This is a genomic window from Streptomyces sp. NPDC054842, from assembly GCF_053611025.1.
Window position 1 is genome coordinate 116,496 of sequence record NZ_JBSGZN010000014.1, and the last position, 19,670, is coordinate 136,165.

Below are 19,670 nucleotides of genomic sequence, written 5' to 3' on the forward strand. Positions count from 1 at the left end.
GGCCAGCGCCACGCCGGCGAGTCCCGTCCGGGCCGATGTCCCGCGGGTCAGGCGCCGTCACCGCGTCGAGGGCAGGCTCAGGGCGGGACGGCTCACGTCAGCGCAGGGGAGGCGTCGGCACGGGCGGTTCCGAGTGCCGTAGCTCAGCCAGCAACTCGTTCTGACCGGCGATCAGTTCGGTCAGGATCCGGCGGGCTGCCCGAAGCAGTTCGGCGACGTCACCGCCGGCCAGTGCGTAACTGACCGTTGAGCCCTCCCTGATCGAGACCACGATCCCCGACCGGCGCAGCACGGCCAACTGCTGGGAAAGGTTGGAGGGTTCGATCTCGATCTCGGCGAGCAGGTCCCGCACCGGGACGGGCCCACCCTGCAGCAGTTCGAGAACCCTGATGCGCACCGGGTGCCCGAGCATGCGGAAGAACTCGGCCTTGGCTTGATACAGGGGAACCTGCACGCTCGCTCCCTACCGCTCTCGAGGTCCTGCGTCCGTCACGATCCTGGCGACTGCGGGCTTCGCACGCCCTGGTGATGCACTGATGTGGATGTGCCGAGTTGAAGAAATCTTCAACTCATGGGCATGCGAAGCCCCCGTCGGACAGCTGGTTACACCTCTAGGTCCATCTCGATCCGCTTGAGCTGGTGACGTGCCATCGCGAGGTTCGAGCGGCCGCGGTCCAGGACGAGGTAGATGAACAACCCGCTGCCCTGTCGTCCCTGCACCAGTCGGATGAGGTGGTACTGGGTCCCGAGGGTGATCACGATGTCCTCGATCTCGCCCTTCAGTCCCAGGTGCTCCATCGTGCGGACCTTTGCGCGGATCACGTCGGTGTTGCCGGCGGCGGCGACGGCCAGGTCGAGATCCTTGCCGCCGCCCAGCGTGCCGAGCGCCATGCCGCTGGTGTAGTCGACGACGGCCGCGCCGAGGGCCCCCTCCACTGCGGTCATCGTCTCCTTGAGAGAGATTTCCACGTTCGTCATGACGGTCCTCCTGCGGCTTCCGCCGGCTGCACGGGACGGTCTGCTCCGGCCCCGTTCGTGCGTCGTACCGTACGGACGGGGTCGCTCGTGCGTGTGATGCGATCCGAAGCTGATCGAGGAGCTTCGGAACCTGTGGGCGACTGCCACACTTTGATCACGCTGAAGACGGAAGTCGACCGTACTTCGACGTCAGTGGCGTCGCGTCCCGTGGGCGCCGCCGCTGCGAAGTCTGGTCGGCGCAAGGCCGGTTCGGAGAGGCCGGATCGTGAGCGGTCGCCCGGCTGCCGGCGTGATCCGTCCCTTCTGCGGGCTCGCGCGCTGACGACGCAACCTTCTCTCCGTGAGATGCCTCGATCGCCTGTCTCGCTCCGGAAGGGGCGGGCTGCCGGGCTGAGCGAACTCGGCTCGACCATGGGTAGTTGTTGCGCCTGGAACTAGACCACAGGGTTTGTTTATGGCCAGTTCACCTGACGTGACTGGCGAGTTCCCCTCCAGGTGCGGGCGGCTGCCCGCCTAACCGCAAAGGCTCGTTCGGGCGGCCGGGGTGCTCCACGTGCCTGCAACTGGCGCTGATGGCGCGGGGGTTAGGGCGAACTGCCCCGATGTGTGCAGCTTGCGGCGGCTCTGCGGGTCGGGTCTAAAAAACAGGACGGTCGGTTCTGTATTGACATACCGTGCGTGCTGTTTTTGAATGGTGGAGTGTCAGACAGGCTTGGCGGATTGGGGGACGGCGTGGACATCGGTGTGCTGGGTTCGCTGGACGTACGGGTGAACGGGGTGTCGGTGGCTCCGTCGGCGCCGAAGCCGCGGCAGGTGCTGGCGTTGCTGGCGTTGCACGCGGACCGTGTGGTGCCGGTCGCGTCGTTGATCGAGGAGTTGTGGGCGGGGCAACCGCCGCGGAGTGCGCGGACCACGTTGCAGACGTACGTACTGCAGCTGCGTGAACTCATCGCGACAGCTCTGGTGAGCGGCACGGTCGGCGCCGGTTCCGCGGCCGCCGAGGGCGTGGCGGCAAGTGCCGGCCGCGCCGACATGGGGGTGCGTGAGGGCCTCCCAGGCGCGAAAGCCACGGAGCACGGTGCGACCCGTGCCGCTGTGGGGGTGTCGGGTGGTGGAGCGAAAGACGTCCTGGTGACGCTGCCGGGCGGCTATCTGCTGTCGTCGGGCGGCGGGTTCAGCGACGTGCGGGAGTTCGAGCGGCTCGCGGGGCTGGGCTACCGGGCCATGGACGGCGGTGACTTCACGGGTGCGGCCCGCACGCTGGCGTCGGCCCTGGACCTGTGGTCGGGAACGCCTTTCGCGGACGTGCAGGCAGGCGTCCAACTGGGGATGGAGGTCCGACGGTTGGACGAGAGCCGGCTGTGCGCCTTGGATCAGCGGATCGAGGCGGATCTACGGCTGGGTCGTCATCGCGAGGTGCTGGCCGAGTTGACGGTTCTGACCAGCCGCTATCGCACGCATGAGAACCTGCACGCACAGTTCATGATCGCCCTGCACCGCTCGGGCCGGCGCGGCGAGGCGCTCAACGTGTTCCTGCAACTGCGTGCCACGCTGGGACGTGAGTTGGGGCTGGAGCCGTCTCCGCGGCTGCGGGCTCTCCAGCACACGATCCTGACGGCGACCTCCGAGCCCACCCCCACGCCCAGAAGCACCCCGGGCAACGGCACCGGCGTCACCATCGGCTCCGGCGCCGGCCGTCCCTCCGGTCAAGGGGCCGGCAACGGCGTCGACTTCGACACCGTCGCCGGCGCCGAGCACACCGACTCGGACCGTGCGGAGGGCGGGCGCGCCGTGCGCGGCGCTCCGCTCACCCCGGCCCGCTGAGTACCGGCGTGGGCGAGCGGTGTGATGTCGACTTCCCTGGCGTTCTGGAGGCGCGGAGTATGAGCGGTGCATCGGTTGTACCGGGCGGCGGGGATGTCGTCGGTGAACTGAGGGACGTCCTCGCCGGTGTGGTGGGCGCTGATCCCGAGCGGGTGGACCCTCAGCAGCCGTTTGCCGCCCTGGGGCTGGACTCGCTCCTGACCGCGGAACTCGTTGCGGCGATCCACCAGCACTTCGGCATACGGATCACGGGTGGGGCACTGTACGAGTTCTCCACGCCCGCACTGCTGGCAGGCCACCTGTCGGCCTTGCGTGAAGGCAGCCCGGCGCCGGCCGTTCGGACTCCCGATGCCCCGTCCCCGATCCTTGAGTCACTGCGTCGGCAGCTGGCAGGACGCCTGCACTGCGACGTGTGGGAGATCGAGGCCGACGCCCCCTTCGTGGCTCTGGGCATCGATTCCATCCTGGCCGCCGACTTCGTCGCCGGCATCAATGACGCCTATGGACTGCATGAACGCCCCCTCACTCTCCACGAGCATCCCACCCTGGCCGCGATGGCCTCGTACATCGGCACACACACCGGCACCACGACGGCCATCAGCGACGCGCCTGCCATGGCGTCGAGCAGCGGTGACGCCCCTGCCGCTCCAGCGGGCCTTGCAAGCGCCCCGTCCGTGTCGGGTACCGGCGTGGCGTCCGCCGTCGGACCGGGCACCGGCAGCGCTCGGTCCGACGTGCTGGACAGCGGCGGTGCGCCGGGCGCTGTGCAGGAGGTCCTGGCCGTGCTGCGGGAGCGACTGGCGAGGATTCTGCACTGTGAGCCGTGGGAGATCGAGGGCGGTGCCTTCTTGTCCGAGCTCGGCATCGGCTCGCAGTTGGCCGATGATTTCGTCGCGGGGGTCAACCGCGCGTACGGCATGGACCAGTATCCGGTCACTGCCCACGAGCAGCGGAGCCTGGCCGCCATGGCCGCCTACATCACGACCCGCACCCGGGGCATGGTCACGGACACGGCGTCGACACCGAGCACACCGGAGTCCGGCTACGCACCCGCCTCAACGGAAGTGGCGCCTGAGCCCACGGCTCGCGAGAAGCCGGACGCGGATGCCGTAGCGGCGTCCGGAACGGCAGGACTTGAAACGCCGACGACTGTCGCACTGGCAGCCGGCGCAACAACGGCTGCACTGCAAAGGGAAGTTGAGCCGAAGCAGCCCGTGATGCCCGCTGCGGCCAAACCTGCCCTGTCGCAGGAGGAGATGCTCGCGCTCCTGGATGCGGTGCGTGGGGAGCGGATCGGTGTCGATGAGGCCGCAGCGCTTCTGACAGGCCGCTCCGCGTGAACCCGACAGCCACCCCATCGGGTGCCAACTCACCCCGCTCGCACGTATCGCAGCGGGCTGGGGCCTCAGGTGCTCGGCTCCCTTCTGTAACGCTCCGTCTCGCGGTCGGCGTTCTCGAGGGGACTGATGGCGCCCTCCACGGCGTGGGTGGCGGCGATTCCGGCGGGATGCGGTAGACGTCGGAAGCGGCGTGTGTGGGGTGGTCGGAGATGAATGAGATGGCTTCATGACACGCGTATCGGATGGGTCTGTGGGGACTGGGTCAGCGGCTCAGGGCGGTGCGGAGGCGGTCAAGTTGTGGGTGTGCGCCAACGACGCTCTGTCGCCCGACGTGGTGGGCGTGTTGGCGGGGCATTGGCTGGATACGGGAGAGCGGGAGGTCGCGGCCCGGTTCCTGTTCGAGCGTGATCGTCGTCAGTATCTGCTGGCTCATACGCTGGTGCGGCGCGCGTTGGCGCTGGAAGCGGGGCTGGCGGAGTCGGAGCAGGTGATCTGGCGTTCCTCGCGTGGGCGGCCGTTTCTGCAGCCGCTGCCGGAAGGACTGCCCAGAGGCGGCCATCACCTGGATTTCAACCTCTCCCACGCCGGGGGGTACAGCCTGCTGGGCATCGTGCGGGCGTCGCGTATCGGGGTGGATGTGGAGCACCTGGAACGTGAACCACGCGCGCTGGAAACGATCCTGACGACGTTCACGTCGGAGGAGCAGCGGTGGGCGGCGGAGGTTCCGGCGGGCGAGACGCGCAGCCGACGGGTGCTGCGGTTGTGGACGCTCAAGGAGGCGTACACCAAGGCGCGGGGGGTGGGGCTGGGGCTGCCTTTCGACGAGTTCTCCTTCACCCTGGGCCAGGAGGCGGGGGTCCTCGCGTTCCGGCCGCCTGCCGATGACGCGGCGGGGCGCTGGCGGTTCGCGGAACTGGAGCCGGTGCCAGGTGTGCTGGCCGCGGTGGCGCTGCCCGCGGCCGAGGGCCCGGCCCCGTATCTGGAACTGCACCACGGCTTTCCCTGGGACCGGGCCGCGCCTCACATCGTCACGCTCCCAGCCCCCGCCGCGACACCGCGGACCGGCTCCCGTTCCCAGTAGACGACAGCCGGTCCGTGAGACGTCTTCCGCCGTCCCCAAGTCGGCGGGAGCTGCCTGAGGACGACTACTGACGTGCGCCAACTCCTGTTTCGAACTCGGGAGTCGGTTCGCTCAGATGATGCCCAGCCGCCTCGCCTCGCGCATCCATGACGGGAACTCGGACAACAGCCGGTCGTACAGCTCCGCATCCGGTACGTCGCTGATGTCGTCGACGGCGAAGAAGCCCACGTTGTCGACGCGCCGGCCGGGCAGGGTGTCGAACCGCTCCAGCACACCGTAGTTGGAGCGTCCCAGTCCGACGAACTGCCAGAAGACCGGCTCGTCCACCGCCTGGCGCAGCTCGGCCTCGATCTCGTTGTTCCGGTAGACGCCGCCGTCGGAGAAGAAGAGCACCAGGGTGGGGGCGGCAGCCGGGTGCTCACGGACGTACGCCCGCACCTCGGCGATCACCTTCTGTTCCTCGTTCTGGATGCCGACCGCGCGCATGTCCACCTGGCCCGGCAGCAACCCCTTACGCGGTTTCTTGCGCCGGAACAACGTCAGTTCACCGACCCGGACATGGCGTTCCAGCCACTCGGGCAGATCACCCAAAGCGAGGTCCGGCAGGCGGGCCGGGTTCGACGCGAACGTCCACGCCTGCATCTCCCCGTCGTCGTCGAGCTGCGCGGCCACCGCCGCCATCCGCTCCACGACATCGGCCACAACTCCCTTCGTGTACAGAAACGACATGGAGCCGGAGGCGTCCAGGACGAGGATGACGCGCGCGCTCACTCCTTCCGCCCCGTGCTTGCGCAGACTGACGGCCACCTGTTCCTTGCGCACTTACTGGCGCTGGCGGCGGCAGGGGCCTCGCGCTATCTGCCCGGGCACGCAGGTGCCGTCGTCGACGCCTTGGCGCGGAGTCTTTGCGTGCCGCGCCACGCGTGCCGATCTCGTTGCCGAAGGAATCGCTCCGACCGGCAGCTTGCCGCGCCTGCCGGTATCCAGTGGAGGTCAGCAGACGGAGTACGGGACGGTTGTCTGCGTATGCCGGTGGCCGCGGCGCCTGAGGTCGGCCGGGAGACACCGCGTCGGTCCGCGCCGGGGCTGTCAATGGCGGTCCACTTTCCAGCCTCAGGGTGTGGTGCCTCATGTGGTGTGGAGTGCCGCTGGAGGATGGCTACAGGGTCGTGTTGGTGGCGTGGGTGGGCCGTTAGCGTGCGTGGTGGCGGTGTTTTTCAGCCGGGTTGCAATCTGGGGCACGAACTCGACGAGGTGGGGAGGGCGCCATGCTGATTCAGGTCTTGGGTCCGTTGAGTGCCGAGGTCAACGGGGCGTCGATCGTTCCGTCGGCGGGGAAGCCGCGGCAGATCCTGGCGTTGCTGGCGCTGTATCCGGGGCGCGTGATGCCGGTTCCGACGCTGATGGAGGAGCTGTGGGGGTGTGAGCCGCCGGCGAGTGCGCTGACGACGTTGCAGACCTACATTCTGCAGTTGCGGCGGCGGTTGGGGACGGCGATCGGGCCGGGGTCCGGGGCGGGGGCGAAGGACGTTCTGGTCACCCGGCACGGCGGGTATCTGCTGCAGATCGACAAGGGCTGCGTGGATGTGAACCGCTATGAGGAGTGGATCCGTCAGGGGCAGGCGGCGTTCGAGGCGGGCGACAACGAGTTGTCCGCGGCGCGTTTCGGTGCGGCGCTGGAGTTGTGGAGTGGTGCGCCGCTGGTGGACGTGAAGCTGGGGCCGGTGCTGGAGATCGAGGTCATGCGGTTGCAGGAGAGCCGGCTGGTGACGGTCGAGCGGCGTATCGACGCGGATCTGCGGCTGGGCCGGCACTCGGAGTTGATAGCCGAGCTGACGGAGCTGACGGCGCGGCATCCTCACCACGAGGGGCTGCATTCCCAGGCGATGCTGGCGATGTACCGGGCGGGCCGGCAGGCGACGGCGCTGGAGGTCTACCGCAGGCTGCGGATGCGTCTGATCGACGACCTGGGGGTTGAGCCGTCACCGCAGTTGCAGCGGATGCATCAGGCGGTACTGGCGGTGGACCCGCAGCTCGACGTGCTGGCGGGACCGCGGCACGCCTCGACGTTCGACCTGTTCGCGGCCTGAGCGGGAGCGAACACAGACACAGAGGGTCCGAGAGGACGGCTGAGCCGCACGCTGATCGCGGGACTCGCACTACTAATCGTATCTAAGGCCTTGGCGGCCTGGCTGGTCCCAGAAAAGCGAAATGCCGACGGCACGCAGAACGGTCAGGCGCTCGACGGTGGCTTGGTTTCCCAGGCTGAGGTGGGGTTCGACAGCCTGCGGATCGGTGAGGAGTACTGGCTGAGCCTGCCGCAGGCAGCCAATGTCAGCGGTGAGCCGGTGATCATACGCAAAGCTCGGTTCGTCAGCCTTCCGCGAGGCTTGAAACTGCTCGGCTACAAGCTGCTGGACACCGCGGACACCGACGGATACGGCATCGGCGTGGTCACGGTGAACTCTTCATCCGATGAGTTCTCCGGCGTGTCGGGACGGTCGAAACCCTTCACCGTGAAGGCCCACGAGCCGGCCAAGTTCTATTACGCGGCCCGGCTCAAGGTGACCGGATCCGTGACGAGTGACACCTCGCATTGCCGGTTCTGGTACCGGCAGGGCTCCGTCAGGTACCGGCAGGACCTGCGGTGCGTTCAACCAGCTGCGCACAGCGAATGAGTAGGACGGTCAAGGCGCGGGCCGGCCGGCAGCTCCGGGAGCCCACTTCCAGCCCCGTGCGCTGCGGCTTCCGGCGGCGCCGCGCCCCGTCGGGCCGGCGGCGCCGCGCCCCGTCGGGCACGCCGCGCCATGGTCAGTACGACGCCGACCCGGCCGGCAGGGCGGTTCACGCGGGCGGCACAGAACGCGGAAAAGGCGAGGTGACCCGGGCTGCCGGAGGTTTCCCTCAAGTGTTTCCCGTTTCCGGTTGAGGTGGGCAACGCGGCGGTTCTCGACAGTCGGTCATGGCGCACCGCAGTCTCGAAGCACGGTCAGTTCGACCATCGTTCCCGAGGAGCCCTCATGATCATCCGACAGCACCTCTCCATCGCCCTCGCCACCGCCGCGCTGGCGACAGGGCTGGTCACCGCCGCCGCGCCGGCATCGGCGAAGCCCACCCGTGTGGCCGCCGCAGAGTGCGGAGTGCGCGCGGACGGCAAGCTGTGGTGTGGCAACCGTGTCGGCGCCAAGGGATACGAGCACCGCTCGTACAACTCGGCGGTGCGCGGCCCGCTGAACACGTCCTTCAGCTGGTTCGCCTGCTGGGGTCCGGGTGACCGGCACAGCGGCGGCAACAACATCTGGTACTGGACGCAGCTCGACAACGGACAGTGGGGCAACGTGCCGGCCGTGGACGTGAACACGTCCGTCGACCCGGCCCCGGGCCTGCGCCAGTGCTGAGCGGCCCGCCGGGCGTATGAGCGGGGTCCGCTTCTCCTCTCCGGAGAGGAGAAGCGGACCCCGTTGTCCGTCGACCTCAGCCCTTGGGTTCGCTGGTCGGAGTCGACGGTGTCAGACCGGCTCGTCGTCGTCGGGGGCCCACTCTTCGCGGTATCCCGGGCGATCGGAGTAGGCGGTCGCCGCGAGGACCCGCAGCGACCAGTCGATGGTGTGGCTGTCGTCGTCCTCGGCACCGGCGTGTTCCGGGTCGCGCCAGGCGGCGAGCAAGTCGCGGCGCATGGCGATGGTGCGGACTGGTGAGTAGAGCGCGGCAAGCGGGTTGTCGGGGGACAGCCCTTCGGGAACCCATGACATGGGTGGCTGGTCTGCGGCTGCCATTTCGTCGGCGTCGACTTGCTCGCGCAGCCAGGTGATCAGTTCAGCGGTCATAACCTGCATGATCTCCCATGCCGATTGCGGTGTGTCGCTCAGATCCCGCCGCGATGCCGTCGGCTCCGTCAGCTGGGCCTCGGTGGCGGGGCACTCGGCGAAGACCGCCACCGGCACCCGCACCAACCCACTGCAGTTGCCACGTCCTTCCTGGCCAGGCCAACGGCGACACCCTGCTGGCGTACTAGGCTATGCGCCGGTCGGGCCCAGGCGCAGGGGGTCCCAGGGGGCGGGGAACGAGATGTCCGTAGAGCGTCAGGTAGCGGGGATGCTTCGGCAGATCGCCCGTCAGCAGGACGTCGTTGAGATTGTCCCCCAGGGCTCGACGCTGAAGGCGGCCGCCCTGGCGCACGTGGCGGAGCAGTACGGCTACATGTACGGCACGGCGTACAGGACCGGGTTCAGGAACTCACTCGTCCAGGTCCGGATGTACCGGGACCCGCGGCCCGAGGCACGCGTCCGCGAGGCGGCCACTATCGCCACCCATCCACAGGCGGGCAACGGGGGGACAGTGCCGGGGCTGAAGCAGGGCTCGCTGAAGCCGCTCCCCGACGCGGTCGATGCCGTGGCCGTGCTGAAGGACCTCGTCACCTTCGACGTCATGGGGATGTACGTCGCCGACCGAACCCAGAAAGTGCTGTGCTACCTCGCCTGCGCGGCGCTGGCAGCCCTCATGCTCATCGACAGCTCGCCGGTCGAAGCAGTCGCCTCAGGCGGGACGGTCGCCCTGCTCATTACCGTGGCGTTCAAGGTGGGTGCGATCCGCCGCAGGCAGATCACACAGCGGCTGACGGCCGCCGGGTTCCTCGCGGTACGCGACGAACAGGGCGGCCAACGGTTCCTGCGCCCGGAGCAGCAATTGCCCGGCCGAGCCGACCCGTTCGCCACCTGAAATCTCCGTTCGCGGCATAGGCAGGTGGAGATGCCTGGCGCCCAGTGGGGGCGGGCGGCCGATCAGAGCTTCGCGCGCCTCGGGCTCGGCGTCGTCGAGAGCGTTGGCGAAGTCCTCAGCTGTGTCGTTGTCGAAGGGACCAATATCCCCGGTCCCCATACTGATCTCCCTTGCGTAAGGTCGCTCGGATCCTCGCATCAGGAACTGACAACGTGACTACGGGGCCGAGCAGGGCCTGTTTGCGTAGAACTCGGAAGCCGGTGCGCTCGCCAAGGCACGGGCCGCGATGCGCAGTTGCGCTTTCCATGTCGCCTCGTCGAGCCCCAGCGTGTACTCGATGCAGCACGCGCATGGCGGTAGTAGCGCCACGAACGCACGCTCCTCAGCGGTCTCGACCTCTGTCTCCGCCCACTCGTCCGATGCCAACTCGGCGAGATTCACCTCCCCAGCGGTGAATCGCGTGGCCAACCTGCTCAGCGCGTATCGCCGGGCCAGGTGGTGATCGGGCAGAGTGATCCCCAGTTCTTCGAGGGCCTGCTCAAATACGTCGCGAATATCCCGGGGGTCCGCATGACGCGGCAGGCCTGCGAGCTCGCACAGAGTCGGTCCGTTCATTCCCGTTGCGAGTGCCTGGGCAGCGGTCATCGGTAGGTCTTCCGGACACACCTGATCCGCCGCGTACAGCCACGCTGCCTCCACCAGGGGCGGATAGACGCTGCGGACAGGGCTGTCGGCTCCGGATGTGTCCTCTATCGCTGCCATGGTTCACACGATGCAGCACGACTCGCGAGAGTGCCTGGGAATTTGACTGTCCCCGCAAAGCGGCGCTCCGCCGACCCACCACATGCGGGTGCCCGGGTGACATCCCGCGACCGCTGCCCAAAGGCTGTGCGTCCGCCACAGCGGTGCTCGCTTCGGATACTTCGGCGTTCAGCGGCGTGAACTGGCATGGCTGCCAACGGTCTGAGCCAGCTCACCGGCAGCCTCCGGGGTCAGACGATAGAACCCCTGAAGGCTGATCGAGTTCATGAGACGGCCATCCACCACGTACTTCAGACCACGGGTGTGACCTCGGCGGTTGCGCCACGTGAGTCTCTCGAGCAGTTCGCCGGCAATGGTCGTATCGAAGCGTACGGGTGTCGCCTTCACGTGCACCGACGTTGCGCCGCAGCCGTCGGCGCCGAGCATGGACCAATCGCTGTGCCCGGGGTAGGCAGGGTCCTCCCAGGTCGTGGGCGCCGGGCCGCAGCAGTCGCGTCGCTCCGTGTCGATCACTCGCATGTGACTCACGACGAACACCTCACGTCGGCTGACGTGCAGCGCGTACACATCGTCCCCGGCACGGGCACCCGTCCACGCAGGGAGGGATGAATGGACGCCGCTGAAAGCGACCGGCGGGCGCTCGCCCACCCTGCCCGCCTTGCGCAGCGCACGGCACGTGTCATGAGTCCAGAGGACGGTGAAGGCATCAGACATGTCGTGATCCTACGAACGGGGACTGACAGTCGCCCGCGAAGGGCACGGCAATGGCCGAGGTCAGGCTTCGGCTGCCGGAGCGGTTGCTTCCGTCGGCGGAGCCGTGCTGCTGTCGGTGTACACGAACGGCCAGTGCAGCGGAGCCGGCACCGCTACCCGTGCCTGGCCGGCAGCGCTCATCCGGCAGCGCCAACTCGCCCATCCTCGCGGGGAGGAGTGGCCGGAGGGGAAAGCGGCGGCGTCGCGTCTTCCCTTGGTCGGTCGTGGCGGCCGCTCAGCGGAGTCGGCCCTTCCCGCCGCTTCTTTCGAGCACCGGCCCGACAACGCGCACATGGTGCGAGCGTGAGGCTGATGGAATCGATCAGCCGTCAGTTCCTCTTCAGCTCCTCGGCGAGCATCACCAGGATGCCGCTCGGGCCGCGGAGGTACGTCAGCTTGTAGACGTCCTGGTAGTTCGCCACGCCGCGAAGCGGACGGCATCCGTGCTTCGCGGCTGCCTCAAGGGCTTCGTCGATGTTGTCGACCGAGAAGGCGACGCGATGCATGCCGATCTCGTTGGGGAGGGTGGGCTCCGTCTCGATGGCGTCGGGGTGGATGTACTCGAAGAGTTCGAGGCGACCGAGACCGTCCGGCGTCTGGAGCATCGCGATCTTGGCGTGGTTGCCGTCGAGGCCGACGGCGATGTCCGTCCATTCGCCACTGACCGTGTCACGGCCGACGACCGTGAGGCCGAGGTCGGTGAAGAAGGAGATCGTTGCTTCGAGGTCGCGCACGGCGATGCCGACGTTCTCGAGAGTGATGGCCATGCGTTGCATGCTACCGAGCCCGGCCGCGCCGACCGCGCTGATCGCGAGCTGGTGGGTGACGCGCCAGTTGTGCGGTCGCGGTGTGCTCCGACTTGCTGTGGCCGGCTACGTCCTTCTGCTTCCGGTGCCTCACACCTTCGCTTGCAGGCGGGTCAGGGTCTCCCAGAGCGCGGCGGGGGTGGCGAAGGTGTCCAGCGAGAGCGCGTCGTTGACGAAACGGACGTCGTAGGCGCTTTCGAGTGACCCGAGGAGTTCGACTGCACCAAGGGAGTCCAGTCCTGCGGTGAGGAGGTCCGTGTCGGCGTGCAGTGGTTCGGTCGGGTCGAGGAACGGCAGATAACTGCGCAGGAGTTCCTCGAAGGTCGTGTCCCAGGGCATGGCTCATTCAACCTTTCACTCTTGTACGCGGTCGGTCTGCTGCGGTGGTGACGGCCGCAGGCGGCAGGCGGGCGAGCCGTGCCCCCTGAACCTCTGAACCCCTGCAAGCTCGGCGTCCTCAGCCCACACCTCCGTGCCTCAACACGTGGCAGCGCAACGCCCGGAGTTCGGGCGCTGTACTCCCGTGGTCCTCGTCCGAAGTCTGAACGTGTCTTCTACAGGGGCAGTGGAGGCACGGCACAGTGTCGGCGGTCGACTTGCCCTCCGGCACTTCTCGAGGCGACACGGGCAGGGTGTCTCACGACAGCTGAACGTGACGGCGTTCCACGGAGAAGGGCCTGATGGTCATGGCGCTCACGCTGGCCGACCCCCTCAGCGGGGTGCTGCACGATCTGCTCACCGCCCGCAGCCTGCGAGAGCGCAACAAGGAAGTGGTTCTCGCGCTGGTAGGCGCGGGCAACCTCGGTGAGGTCAATGAGCTCACTCGTCCCTGGGCGAGCCGAGCAGTCCCCGGCGGGGCTCCGCTGCCCGAGGGACTGGTCCTCACGGTCGAGAGCCTGCTGGCCGACACGGACACCGCCGTACTGCGGGCGACTGCGCGGGCCGGACAGTCGGCCTGGTCACTGGTCGCTGAACTGCGCCTTGATGGAGCGGGCCGCATTGTGCAGTGCCACGACATGCTCGTTCCCGGCGACGGCACCCCTCTCGCAAGGCCCTGACCGGGGCATGTCCCGCCGTTGGGCCGGCGCAGGCATAGCGCTCCAGCACGCTGCACCAGCCGCACGCCGTAACGGCCCGGGTGACGCACGCGCACCATCAGCGACCTGCCGGCCGTACGCGCGGCACGGTCGCGGACCGGAGCGCCGCCGTGGTGGCCGAGCGCGGTGAGCGGTCGGCGTACTGGGGATGTTTTGCCGCCATCAGGTACTGGGTGAGGAGAGTGGTTGGTGAAGGGTGTGTCGCGTTGGACCGCTCTGGTGCGGCGGTCGGTCTTCGCGGGCTATGCGCCGGCCTCTGTGGGCCTTGGTTCGCCCTCTGTGGGCTGTGGTGTGCTGCGGGGCCAACCCGTGATGCTGGACGCTGTCGGTGAGTTGGCGGTGTCCTTTCCGGCGGGGCCTGGGGTGTGTCCCGCACAACTACGTTCGTTGTACGGGTCGTTCTCGCCTTTCCGGGAGCAGTTCGATGCCGTGTGCCAGGTAGTGGACGGCAGTTTGCCGGTGCCGTTGGCTGCCGCCGTGTTCGCTCCCCAGGACAGCGTCGACGCCGGTCTGCTGCACCGTGCCGAGTTCCGCCGGACCGCCCTGTTCGCGTACCAGGTCGCGCTGTTCACGCAGTGGCAGCAGTGCCATGCGCTGCCTGTGGCGGCCGTTGCCGGCGAGGGGGCGGGCGGCTGTGCCGCCGGATATGTCGCCGGCGTCCTGGACCTGGCCGAGGTGGCCCCACTGCTGGTGTCCGGACACGGCCTGCCGGAGCCCGGCGATGTGAGTGCCGAACTCGGCCTGCGAACAGGCGGCTTCGAGCTCGTGGTCCGCTGCGCCCCCGCCCATCAGGGACCCTGGAGTCACCTGCCACCCCCCGCGCAAGCCCTGGCCCCGCCACTCGCCGCAAGCTCCCACGACCGGTGAGGGCGGTCCGTAACCGCTCGTGGCCCGGGCTGACGTGTCAGCGCGCTACGAGGTCGGCGAGCAGCTCGGCGGCGGGCTCGGGGTGGACGAGCCAGCGCAAGTGACTGCCTTCGAGTGTGCGGACGTCGAAGGGATTGTCCGGGGTGAGCGCATCCGCTTCGCGGATCATCCGGTCCTGCACGGCTGGCGGAAGGCTGGTATCGGCGGCCAGGCGCACGTACGTTCTGGGGATACGGCCCCAGGTGGAGGCCTGTGCTCGGTCGGCGGACGTACCGGCGTCGAGGTTCTCATCGGGCTGGAAGGTGTTGAGGAAGGTCCGGAACTCGTCGTCGGTGAGGTCGGCGCCGAACGCTCGCTTGAACGCGGCGAGCGCCGTCGGGTCGGCGGTGCGGAAGTTGGTGCGCAGCAAGCCGAGTTGACCGGGGTTGCCGACGAGCGTGGCCGCGAGAAAGCCCATGTCGACGTCCGCCATCTCCGGCTGGGCGTAGTAGGCGCCCACCTCCAGATCGACGGGGCACCAGGCGGAGACGTAGACGATCCGGTCGATCAGCTCGGGCCGGGCGTTGGCGACGGCGGTGATGGTGATGCCGCCCCTGCTGTGGCCGACGAGGACCGTGGGCCCGTGCCGCTTGGCCCGTTCGAGGACCTCGATCACACGGGCGACGTTGTCGGCGAGAGTGACTCCCTTGATGCTCCCCGGTTCTGCGGCCAGAGCTTCGAGATCCTGGGGAGCCTGGTAGGCGGCGGGGAAAGTGGCCTCGAATCCGTGCCCGGGCAGGTCGACCGCGGCCGAGCGGTGTCCCAGCAGCGCGAGTTCGGCCTGCAGCGGCGCGAACGAGAACGAATTGGCGAAGGCTCCGTGAACAAGGACGAACGTGGGAAGAGTCGGCATGCCTCAGCCTCCAACACCACGATCTTCGGAGCAAGCCCCAAAATCTGGCAGGGCCCACGTTTGGCTCCCCCCATCTCTGGCCCCGATGTCGATGGTGCCGCCGGCTGCTCGTGAGGACGCGTGCATGAGGTGGGGTCCTGGGGCAAGGTGGGAGGCATGACGACGAAGCTCGGTGCCTTTGTTCTCGGTACTCCCGATCCACCGGCGCTGGCCGACTTCTATCGGGCCCTGCTCGGTTGGGAAGAAGTCGAACGCGGGCCGGAATGGGTCCGCTTGAGGGCCCCTGAGCAGGAACGGCCCGGCCTCAGCTTCCAGTTGGAGACGGACCACACGCCGCCGACATGGCCGCAGCGCCCCGGTACACAGCAGATGCAGGCGCACTTGGACCTGCAAGTGGACGACCTGGAAGCGGAGACCGCGCGGGCCTGCGCACTCGGCGCGACGCTCCAGGACTACCAGCCGCTGAAGGACGTGCGGGTTCTCGCCGACCCGCACGGTCACCCGTTCTGTCTCTTCCTGCCAGGCGCCTGAGCAGGAACTGGTGGTACCGGGGCGACGACCCGATGCCGACGGCAGGGGTGTTGTCAGTCGCCGTCGTCGGCAGTGGCGAAGTCGGGCAGTTCGGTGGACAGCAGTTCCTCGGCCGCGTGGTGAAGGAGCCGCTGCGTCTTGTGGGAGCGGGGCAGCATGCCTCCCTCGTAGGCCAGGATGGCGTCCTTGACGCTGTTGCCGGCCGCGACGGAGAGGGCGAGTTCGCAGCCGTCCAGCATGGCGAGATTGACGCCCACGCCCAGCGGCGGCATGAGGTGGGCGGCGTCGCCGAGCAAGGTGACGCTGGAGCTGTGCTGCCAAGTGTGCGGCACCGGCAAGGCGTGTATCGGGCGGTCCACGTAGAGACCGTCGTTGTCCGTGAGCAGGCGGCGCAGGCGCGGTGACCAACTGCCGTACTGCTCCAGCAGAAGTGCGCGGATGCCGTCGGTGTCCTGGACGGTCAGGCCGCATGCGCCGATCCAGTCGGCGGGGACGCGTTGGATGATGTAGACGCGAATGTGGTCCCCGCTGTTCCGCTGGGCGAACAGCCCTCGCTCGCCGTCGGCAGCGGCCGCGCCGCCCTGGCCGACGAGTTCGGCGATCTCCGGGTGCCGGTTCTCCACGTCGTGGAACCAGGCTTCGAGGAAGCTCACCCCGCTGTACTCGGGGACGGCGGAGGAGACGGCTCGTCGTACCTTCGACCAGGCGCCGTCGGCGCCGACGACGAGGTCGGCCTCGACGGTGGTGCCGTCCGCGAAGTGCAGCACACGGGGACCTCGATCGGGGCCGTCGACGGACGTGAGCGAGTGGCCCCAGCGAACGGTGCCCGGGGCCAGGGAGGCGAGAAGGAGATCGCGCAGGTCGCCGCGGTCGATCTCGGGCTTGAGGTGGTCGCCCTTCGCCGGGACGTGGTGGAAGAGGAGCGTGCCTGCCGGATCCAGTTGACGCATCTCTTGGCCTTCGGGACGGGACAGGCGGAAGAACTCGTCCAACAGCCCCGCTTCGCGCAGGGCGATCTGGCCGTCGTCCTCGTGCAGGTCCAATGTCCCGCCCTGGTTGCGGACGTCGGGGCCCGCGTCGCTGTCGTAGACGGTGACGGGAATGTCGTGGCGCTGAAGAATGCGCGCGCAGGTCAGGCCGCCGGGGCCGGCGCCGACGATCGCTATGCGGGATGAGGGTGCAGCCTTCACGGTGGTACTCCGTTCGTGTCGTGCGGCGTGGTGTGGCCGGCACGGAGATGGATGGCGGGGGAGAGGTGATGTGCTGTCAGCAGGCTTCGCCAGTAGTGACGTTGGGCGCACCACGTCCTTCCGTAGCGCACGATTTGCAGGCGCCGTCGGTGGGGCGGAGGGTCAACGGGTGTCAACCTTGTATGCCTTGCGGCAGGGCAGGGCAGGGCAGGGCAGGGCAGGGCAGGGCAGGGCGAGGGCGAGGGCGAGGGCGAGGGCGAGGGGAAGGGACAGTGGACGGCGCTCTGCGTACGTCCGCCATCCCAAAAAAGCACAACCGGCAAAAAAGTGCAACGACACAACTTTTTGCGTCAGCCATCTTTATGTACGATGGCGGCATGCCAACCTCTGCCGGGTCCTCGACCTCAGCTCCCGCGGGACGGCGCGAACGCAAGAAGGCCGCCACCCGCAAAGCGCTCGCCGACGCCGCCCTGAAACTCTTCCTCGCCCGTGGCTACGACGCGGTGACTCTGCACGAGATCGCGGAAGCGGCAGACGTCTCCACCACCACCCTCCTCAAGCACTTCCCCAGCAAGGAGGCCCTCGTCTTCGACGAGGACACCCACCAGGAAGCCGCGCTCATCGCCGCGGTCCGCAACCGCGCCCCCGGTACGACCGTCCCCCAGGCGCTGTGCGCGCACGTCAAGCAGGTCCGGCTGCGTGGAGCCGACTCCGACCCCAGTTACGCGGACTTCTTCACCCTGGTCGCCAACACTCCCGCCCTCAGCGACTACGCGCACCGCATGTGGATGCGCCACCAGGACGCCCTGGCCGACGCCATCGCCCAGGACGCCGGTGCCGTGCAGGGCGACCCACGCATCGCCGCTCTGGCCCGCTTCGCCCTGGAGACCTCCGCCCTCGCCCACCGCGCCGAACGTCCCGAGGAAGCCGTCGACGCAGCCTTCGATCTCCTCGAACACGGCTGGAACGCCGCGGATGCGGCCCGCCGCGATCCCGACGGCGCTTGAGGAGACAGAGCCGTCCAGAAGTTGGGAGCCCCACACAGGTCTCACCCAGCAAGAAGTCGCCATGGCGTCGAGCCTCTCGCCCGTTCGCCGGCTCACTCCATGCGCAGGAATGAGCGTCGGCCTCCTGGGGCACACGGGTCGATGTATCACCCACGAGAACAGCGTTGAGGAGGGGCTTTCATGCTCATGGCGCACCCGGCCGTCCTGGAGAACCTGGTCGAGCAGTACGAGACGCTGCGCATTCTGCACGCCGAGAACAGCAGCGAAGAGGTGCGCCAGCGAATGGAGGATCTCGCCTACACCTTGTGCGTGGCGACCGGCACCCGCGACGTCGACACCGCTCTGGCCGCTGCCCACAGCAGGCTGACCACACCCCGCAGCGACGACGACTCTCTCCAGCCGGCCTGACCGTCCACCGCATCCGGGAACGGACGAGGCACCAGCCCCCGCACACTGCGGGCGCTGGTGCCTCTGTGGCGCAGGACGGTTCCCGCCCTGCGCCGGCGGGTCTCACACCGCGGCCAGCCGGCGCTTGCTCGGTGCCTGTACGTCTCGCACGACGAAGCCGCTGCGCACCCGCGCCGGGATGCGTCGCAGGGAGATGCGCAGGTCCTGGTCGGGGACGCTGTAGTCGAGGTCGGCGAGACGGAGCGCGAGGGCTTCGAGCAGCCCTATGGTCATCCCCTCTCCCGGGCAGCGGTGACCGGTACGCGGCTCGCCGCCGCCCTGCGGGATCAGTTCGTCGCGCTCGACCGGGTGCTGGAGGAAGCGCTCAGGCCGGAAGACGTACGGGTCGCCCCACAGTTCCTCGTCGTGGTTCTGGCCGAAGACATCGAGCAGCACCATGCCCTCGCTCGGCACCGAGAGACCCCGCCAGGACAGGTCGCGGACAGCGATACCGCCGAGGAACGGCGCGAACGGATAGAAGCGGCGCACCTCGTGCACGAACGCGGCGAGGTAGGCGGTGTCGCCGCTTCGCAGCCGTTCCCGCTGGTTCGGCTGCAGATGCAGCGCGTGCGCCGTGTACGCGACGAACCAGCAGACGGCGACGGTGGGGCGGATGACGTTGAGCAACTCGACGGCGGCCGTGTGCGGGTGAAGCAGTTCGCCGTCGGCCTCCCGGTGCGTGCACGCGGAGGCGAGCACCGAACCCTGCGGGGCCTCGGTCTGGCCCGAACGCACGTCCTCGACCAACCGGGCGAAGCGCTGTTCCTGTCGGTTCCTGGCCTGCCGTGCCCGCCAGTGACGTGGCCCTGCGGTGGCGAAGCCGTCGACCATGGCGACCAGGTCATGGGCGAGACGCGTCATCTCCTCGGAACGTGCGCCGATGGGAATGCCCGCCCAGCGGCACACACCGCGGGTGAGCGCCATGCTCGCCGCGTCGAACAGCACGGTCTGTTCGGCCCCGCCCCACTCCTGGACCGCGTCGTCCCACGCGACGTTCACCTGGTCGACCAGGTCGGCGATGCGTTCGGGGTGCAACAGCGGCAGGAAGAACTCCTTGCGGGCGCGGTGGGCCTCGCCGTCCAGGGTGTGGACGGCGTCGTGACCGAACAGGGTGCTCAGGACAGGCCCTGGCATGGCACCGCCGCGGCGCACGTTCTCCTCGTCGTAGAAGAAACGCACCGCTTCCGGCCCGCGTACGACGAGCGCGGGCTTGCCCATCACCCGGGTACGCGCCACGGCGTCAGGACGCTGACGCAGCAAGCCGGGCAGCCAGTTGTAGCCCTGGGCGAGCGCGGGAAGGGAACGATCGATCAGTGGCGAAGGTGGCATCTCCATGGCCGCCGGGTGCCCAGGCTCCACACCGCGACACGTACAGA

At 68.5% G+C, this 19,670-nt stretch carries 22 protein-coding genes and 2 pseudogenes; 12 read left to right on the forward strand and 12 right to left on the reverse strand.

Going from position 1 to position 19,670, the window contains the following annotated elements:
* Window positions 1–97 precede the first annotated feature (97 nt).
* A complete protein-coding gene (locus ACWGIS_RS13940) occupies window positions 98–454 on the reverse strand; it encodes an ArsR/SmtB family transcription factor (protein WP_453362630.1) in 357 nt (118 codons plus the stop codon).
* Between the two features lie 149 nt (window positions 455–603).
* Entirely contained in the window at window positions 604–978 is a 375-nt protein-coding gene (locus tag ACWGIS_RS13945) for a hypothetical protein (protein ID WP_453362631.1), read from the reverse strand.
* Between the two features lie 732 nt (window positions 979–1,710).
* Between ACWGIS_RS13945 and ACWGIS_RS13950 the strand changes: the two genes are divergently transcribed.
* From ACWGIS_RS13950 to ACWGIS_RS13960, 3 genes are all read left to right on the forward strand, one after another.
* Window positions 1,711–2,802 carry an AfsR/SARP family transcriptional regulator gene (locus ACWGIS_RS13950; RefSeq protein WP_453362682.1) on the forward strand — a complete coding sequence of 364 codons (1,092 nt, stop codon included), beginning with the start codon at window positions 1,711–1,713 and terminating at the stop codon, window positions 2,800–2,802.
* Between the two features lie 59 nt (window positions 2,803–2,861).
* A complete protein-coding gene (locus tag ACWGIS_RS13955) occupies window positions 2,862–4,142 on the forward strand; it encodes a phosphopantetheine-binding protein (RefSeq protein WP_453362632.1) in 1,281 nt (426 codons plus the stop codon).
* 301 nt (window positions 4,143–4,443) lie between these two features.
* Window positions 4,444–5,223: a 4'-phosphopantetheinyl transferase family protein gene (locus ACWGIS_RS13960; protein ID WP_453362633.1), complete on the forward strand. Its 780-nt coding sequence runs from the start codon at window positions 4,444–4,446 to the stop codon at window positions 5,221–5,223.
* A gap of 111 nt (window positions 5,224–5,334) precedes the next feature.
* Here the strand turns inward: ACWGIS_RS13960 and ACWGIS_RS13965 are convergent.
* Window positions 5,335–6,045 (reverse strand): annotated as a pseudogene (locus ACWGIS_RS13965) (vWA domain-containing protein); the annotation flags it as partial.
* A gap of 446 nt (window positions 6,046–6,491) precedes the next feature.
* Between ACWGIS_RS13965 and ACWGIS_RS13970 the strand changes: the two are divergent.
* The 3 genes from ACWGIS_RS13970 (at window position 6,492) to ACWGIS_RS13980 (ending at window position 8,621) form a co-directional block, all read left to right on the forward strand.
* Window positions 6,492–7,313: an AfsR/SARP family transcriptional regulator gene (locus tag ACWGIS_RS13970; protein ID WP_453362634.1), complete on the forward strand. Its 822-nt coding sequence runs from the start codon at window positions 6,492–6,494 to the stop codon at window positions 7,311–7,313.
* Window positions 7,314–7,403: 90 nt separating this feature from the next.
* On the forward strand, window positions 7,404–7,901 hold the full coding sequence (locus ACWGIS_RS13975) for a hypothetical protein (RefSeq protein WP_453362635.1): 498 nt from the start codon (window positions 7,404–7,406) through the stop codon (window positions 7,899–7,901).
* Between the two features lie 342 nt (window positions 7,902–8,243).
* A complete protein-coding gene (locus ACWGIS_RS13980) occupies window positions 8,244–8,621 on the forward strand; it encodes a hypothetical protein (protein ID WP_453362636.1) in 378 nt (125 codons plus the stop codon).
* Between the two features lie 111 nt (window positions 8,622–8,732).
* Here ACWGIS_RS13980 and ACWGIS_RS13985 read toward each other — a convergent pair whose 3' ends face one another.
* Window positions 8,733–9,161, reverse strand: a complete 429-nt coding sequence (locus tag ACWGIS_RS13985; protein WP_453362637.1) for a DUF6221 family protein — start codon at window positions 9,159–9,161, stop codon at window positions 8,733–8,735.
* A gap of 157 nt (window positions 9,162–9,318) precedes the next feature.
* Here ACWGIS_RS13985 and ACWGIS_RS13990 point away from each other — a divergent pair, with 157 nt between their 5' ends.
* Window positions 9,319–9,942 carry a hypothetical protein gene (locus ACWGIS_RS13990; RefSeq protein WP_453362687.1) on the forward strand — a complete coding sequence of 208 codons (624 nt, stop codon included), beginning with the start codon at window positions 9,319–9,321 and terminating at the stop codon, window positions 9,940–9,942.
* A gap of 105 nt (window positions 9,943–10,047) precedes the next feature.
* Here the strand turns inward: ACWGIS_RS13990 and ACWGIS_RS13995 are convergent.
* From ACWGIS_RS13995 to ACWGIS_RS14015, 5 genes and pseudogenes are all read right to left on the reverse strand, one after another.
* Window positions 10,048–10,140: pseudogene (locus tag ACWGIS_RS13995) on the reverse strand (DUF4259 domain-containing protein); the annotation flags it as partial.
* Between the two features lie 18 nt (window positions 10,141–10,158).
* Window positions 10,159–10,704 (reverse strand): hypothetical protein, encoded by a 546-nt coding sequence (locus ACWGIS_RS14000; RefSeq protein WP_453362638.1) that lies wholly within the window; start codon window positions 10,702–10,704, stop codon window positions 10,159–10,161.
* A 168-nt stretch (window positions 10,705–10,872) separates the two neighbouring features.
* Window positions 10,873–11,418, reverse strand: a complete 546-nt coding sequence (locus tag ACWGIS_RS14005; protein ID WP_453362639.1) for a hypothetical protein — start codon at window positions 11,416–11,418, stop codon at window positions 10,873–10,875.
* Between the two features lie 368 nt (window positions 11,419–11,786).
* On the reverse strand, window positions 11,787–12,224 hold the full coding sequence (locus ACWGIS_RS14010; RefSeq protein WP_453362640.1) for a VOC family protein: 438 nt from the start codon (window positions 12,222–12,224) through the stop codon (window positions 11,787–11,789).
* 129 nt (window positions 12,225–12,353) lie between these two features.
* A complete protein-coding gene (locus tag ACWGIS_RS14015; RefSeq protein WP_453362641.1) occupies window positions 12,354–12,602 on the reverse strand; it encodes a phosphopantetheine-binding protein in 249 nt (82 codons plus the stop codon).
* A gap of 341 nt (window positions 12,603–12,943) precedes the next feature.
* Here ACWGIS_RS14015 and ACWGIS_RS14020 point away from each other — a divergent pair, with 341 nt between their 5' ends.
* The gene (locus ACWGIS_RS14020; RefSeq protein WP_453362642.1) at window positions 12,944–13,321 is read left to right on the forward strand and encodes a hypothetical protein; all 378 of its coding nucleotides are present in this window, start codon (window positions 12,944–12,946) and stop codon (window positions 13,319–13,321) included.
* A gap of 516 nt (window positions 13,322–13,837) precedes the next feature.
* Window positions 13,838–14,227 carry a hypothetical protein gene (locus ACWGIS_RS14025; protein WP_453362643.1) on the forward strand — a complete coding sequence of 130 codons (390 nt, stop codon included), beginning with the start codon at window positions 13,838–13,840 and terminating at the stop codon, window positions 14,225–14,227.
* 37 nt (window positions 14,228–14,264) lie between these two features.
* Here ACWGIS_RS14025 and ACWGIS_RS14030 read toward each other — a convergent pair whose 3' ends face one another.
* Window positions 14,265–15,119, reverse strand: coding sequence for an alpha/beta hydrolase (locus tag ACWGIS_RS14030; RefSeq protein WP_453362644.1), 855 nt, complete (start codon window positions 15,117–15,119; stop codon window positions 14,265–14,267).
* Between the two features lie 156 nt (window positions 15,120–15,275).
* On the opposite strand from ACWGIS_RS14030, the gene ACWGIS_RS14035 reads away from it, so the two are divergent.
* Window positions 15,276–15,650 (forward strand): VOC family protein, encoded by a 375-nt coding sequence (locus tag ACWGIS_RS14035; protein WP_453362645.1) that lies wholly within the window; start codon window positions 15,276–15,278, stop codon window positions 15,648–15,650.
* A gap of 53 nt (window positions 15,651–15,703) precedes the next feature.
* Here ACWGIS_RS14035 and ACWGIS_RS14040 read toward each other — a convergent pair whose 3' ends face one another.
* Window positions 15,704–16,840, reverse strand: a complete 1,137-nt coding sequence (locus ACWGIS_RS14040; protein ID WP_453362646.1) for an FAD-dependent oxidoreductase — start codon at window positions 16,838–16,840, stop codon at window positions 15,704–15,706.
* Between the two features lie 377 nt (window positions 16,841–17,217).
* On the opposite strand from ACWGIS_RS14040, the gene ACWGIS_RS14045 reads away from it, so the two are divergent.
* Both ACWGIS_RS14045 and ACWGIS_RS14050 read left to right on the forward strand, forming a co-directional pair.
* Window positions 17,218–17,847, forward strand: coding sequence for a TetR/AcrR family transcriptional regulator (locus ACWGIS_RS14045; RefSeq protein WP_453362647.1), 630 nt, complete (start codon window positions 17,218–17,220; stop codon window positions 17,845–17,847).
* Window positions 17,848–18,027: 180 nt separating this feature from the next.
* Window positions 18,028–18,255, forward strand: coding sequence for a DUF5133 domain-containing protein (locus tag ACWGIS_RS14050; protein ID WP_453362648.1), 228 nt, complete (start codon window positions 18,028–18,030; stop codon window positions 18,253–18,255).
* Between the two features lie 102 nt (window positions 18,256–18,357).
* On the opposite strand, the gene ACWGIS_RS14055 is transcribed toward ACWGIS_RS14050, so the two are convergent.
* Window positions 18,358–19,629 (reverse strand): cytochrome P450, encoded by a 1,272-nt coding sequence (locus ACWGIS_RS14055; protein ID WP_453362649.1) that lies wholly within the window; start codon window positions 19,627–19,629, stop codon window positions 18,358–18,360.
* Between the last annotated feature and the right edge of the window lie 41 nt (window positions 19,630–19,670).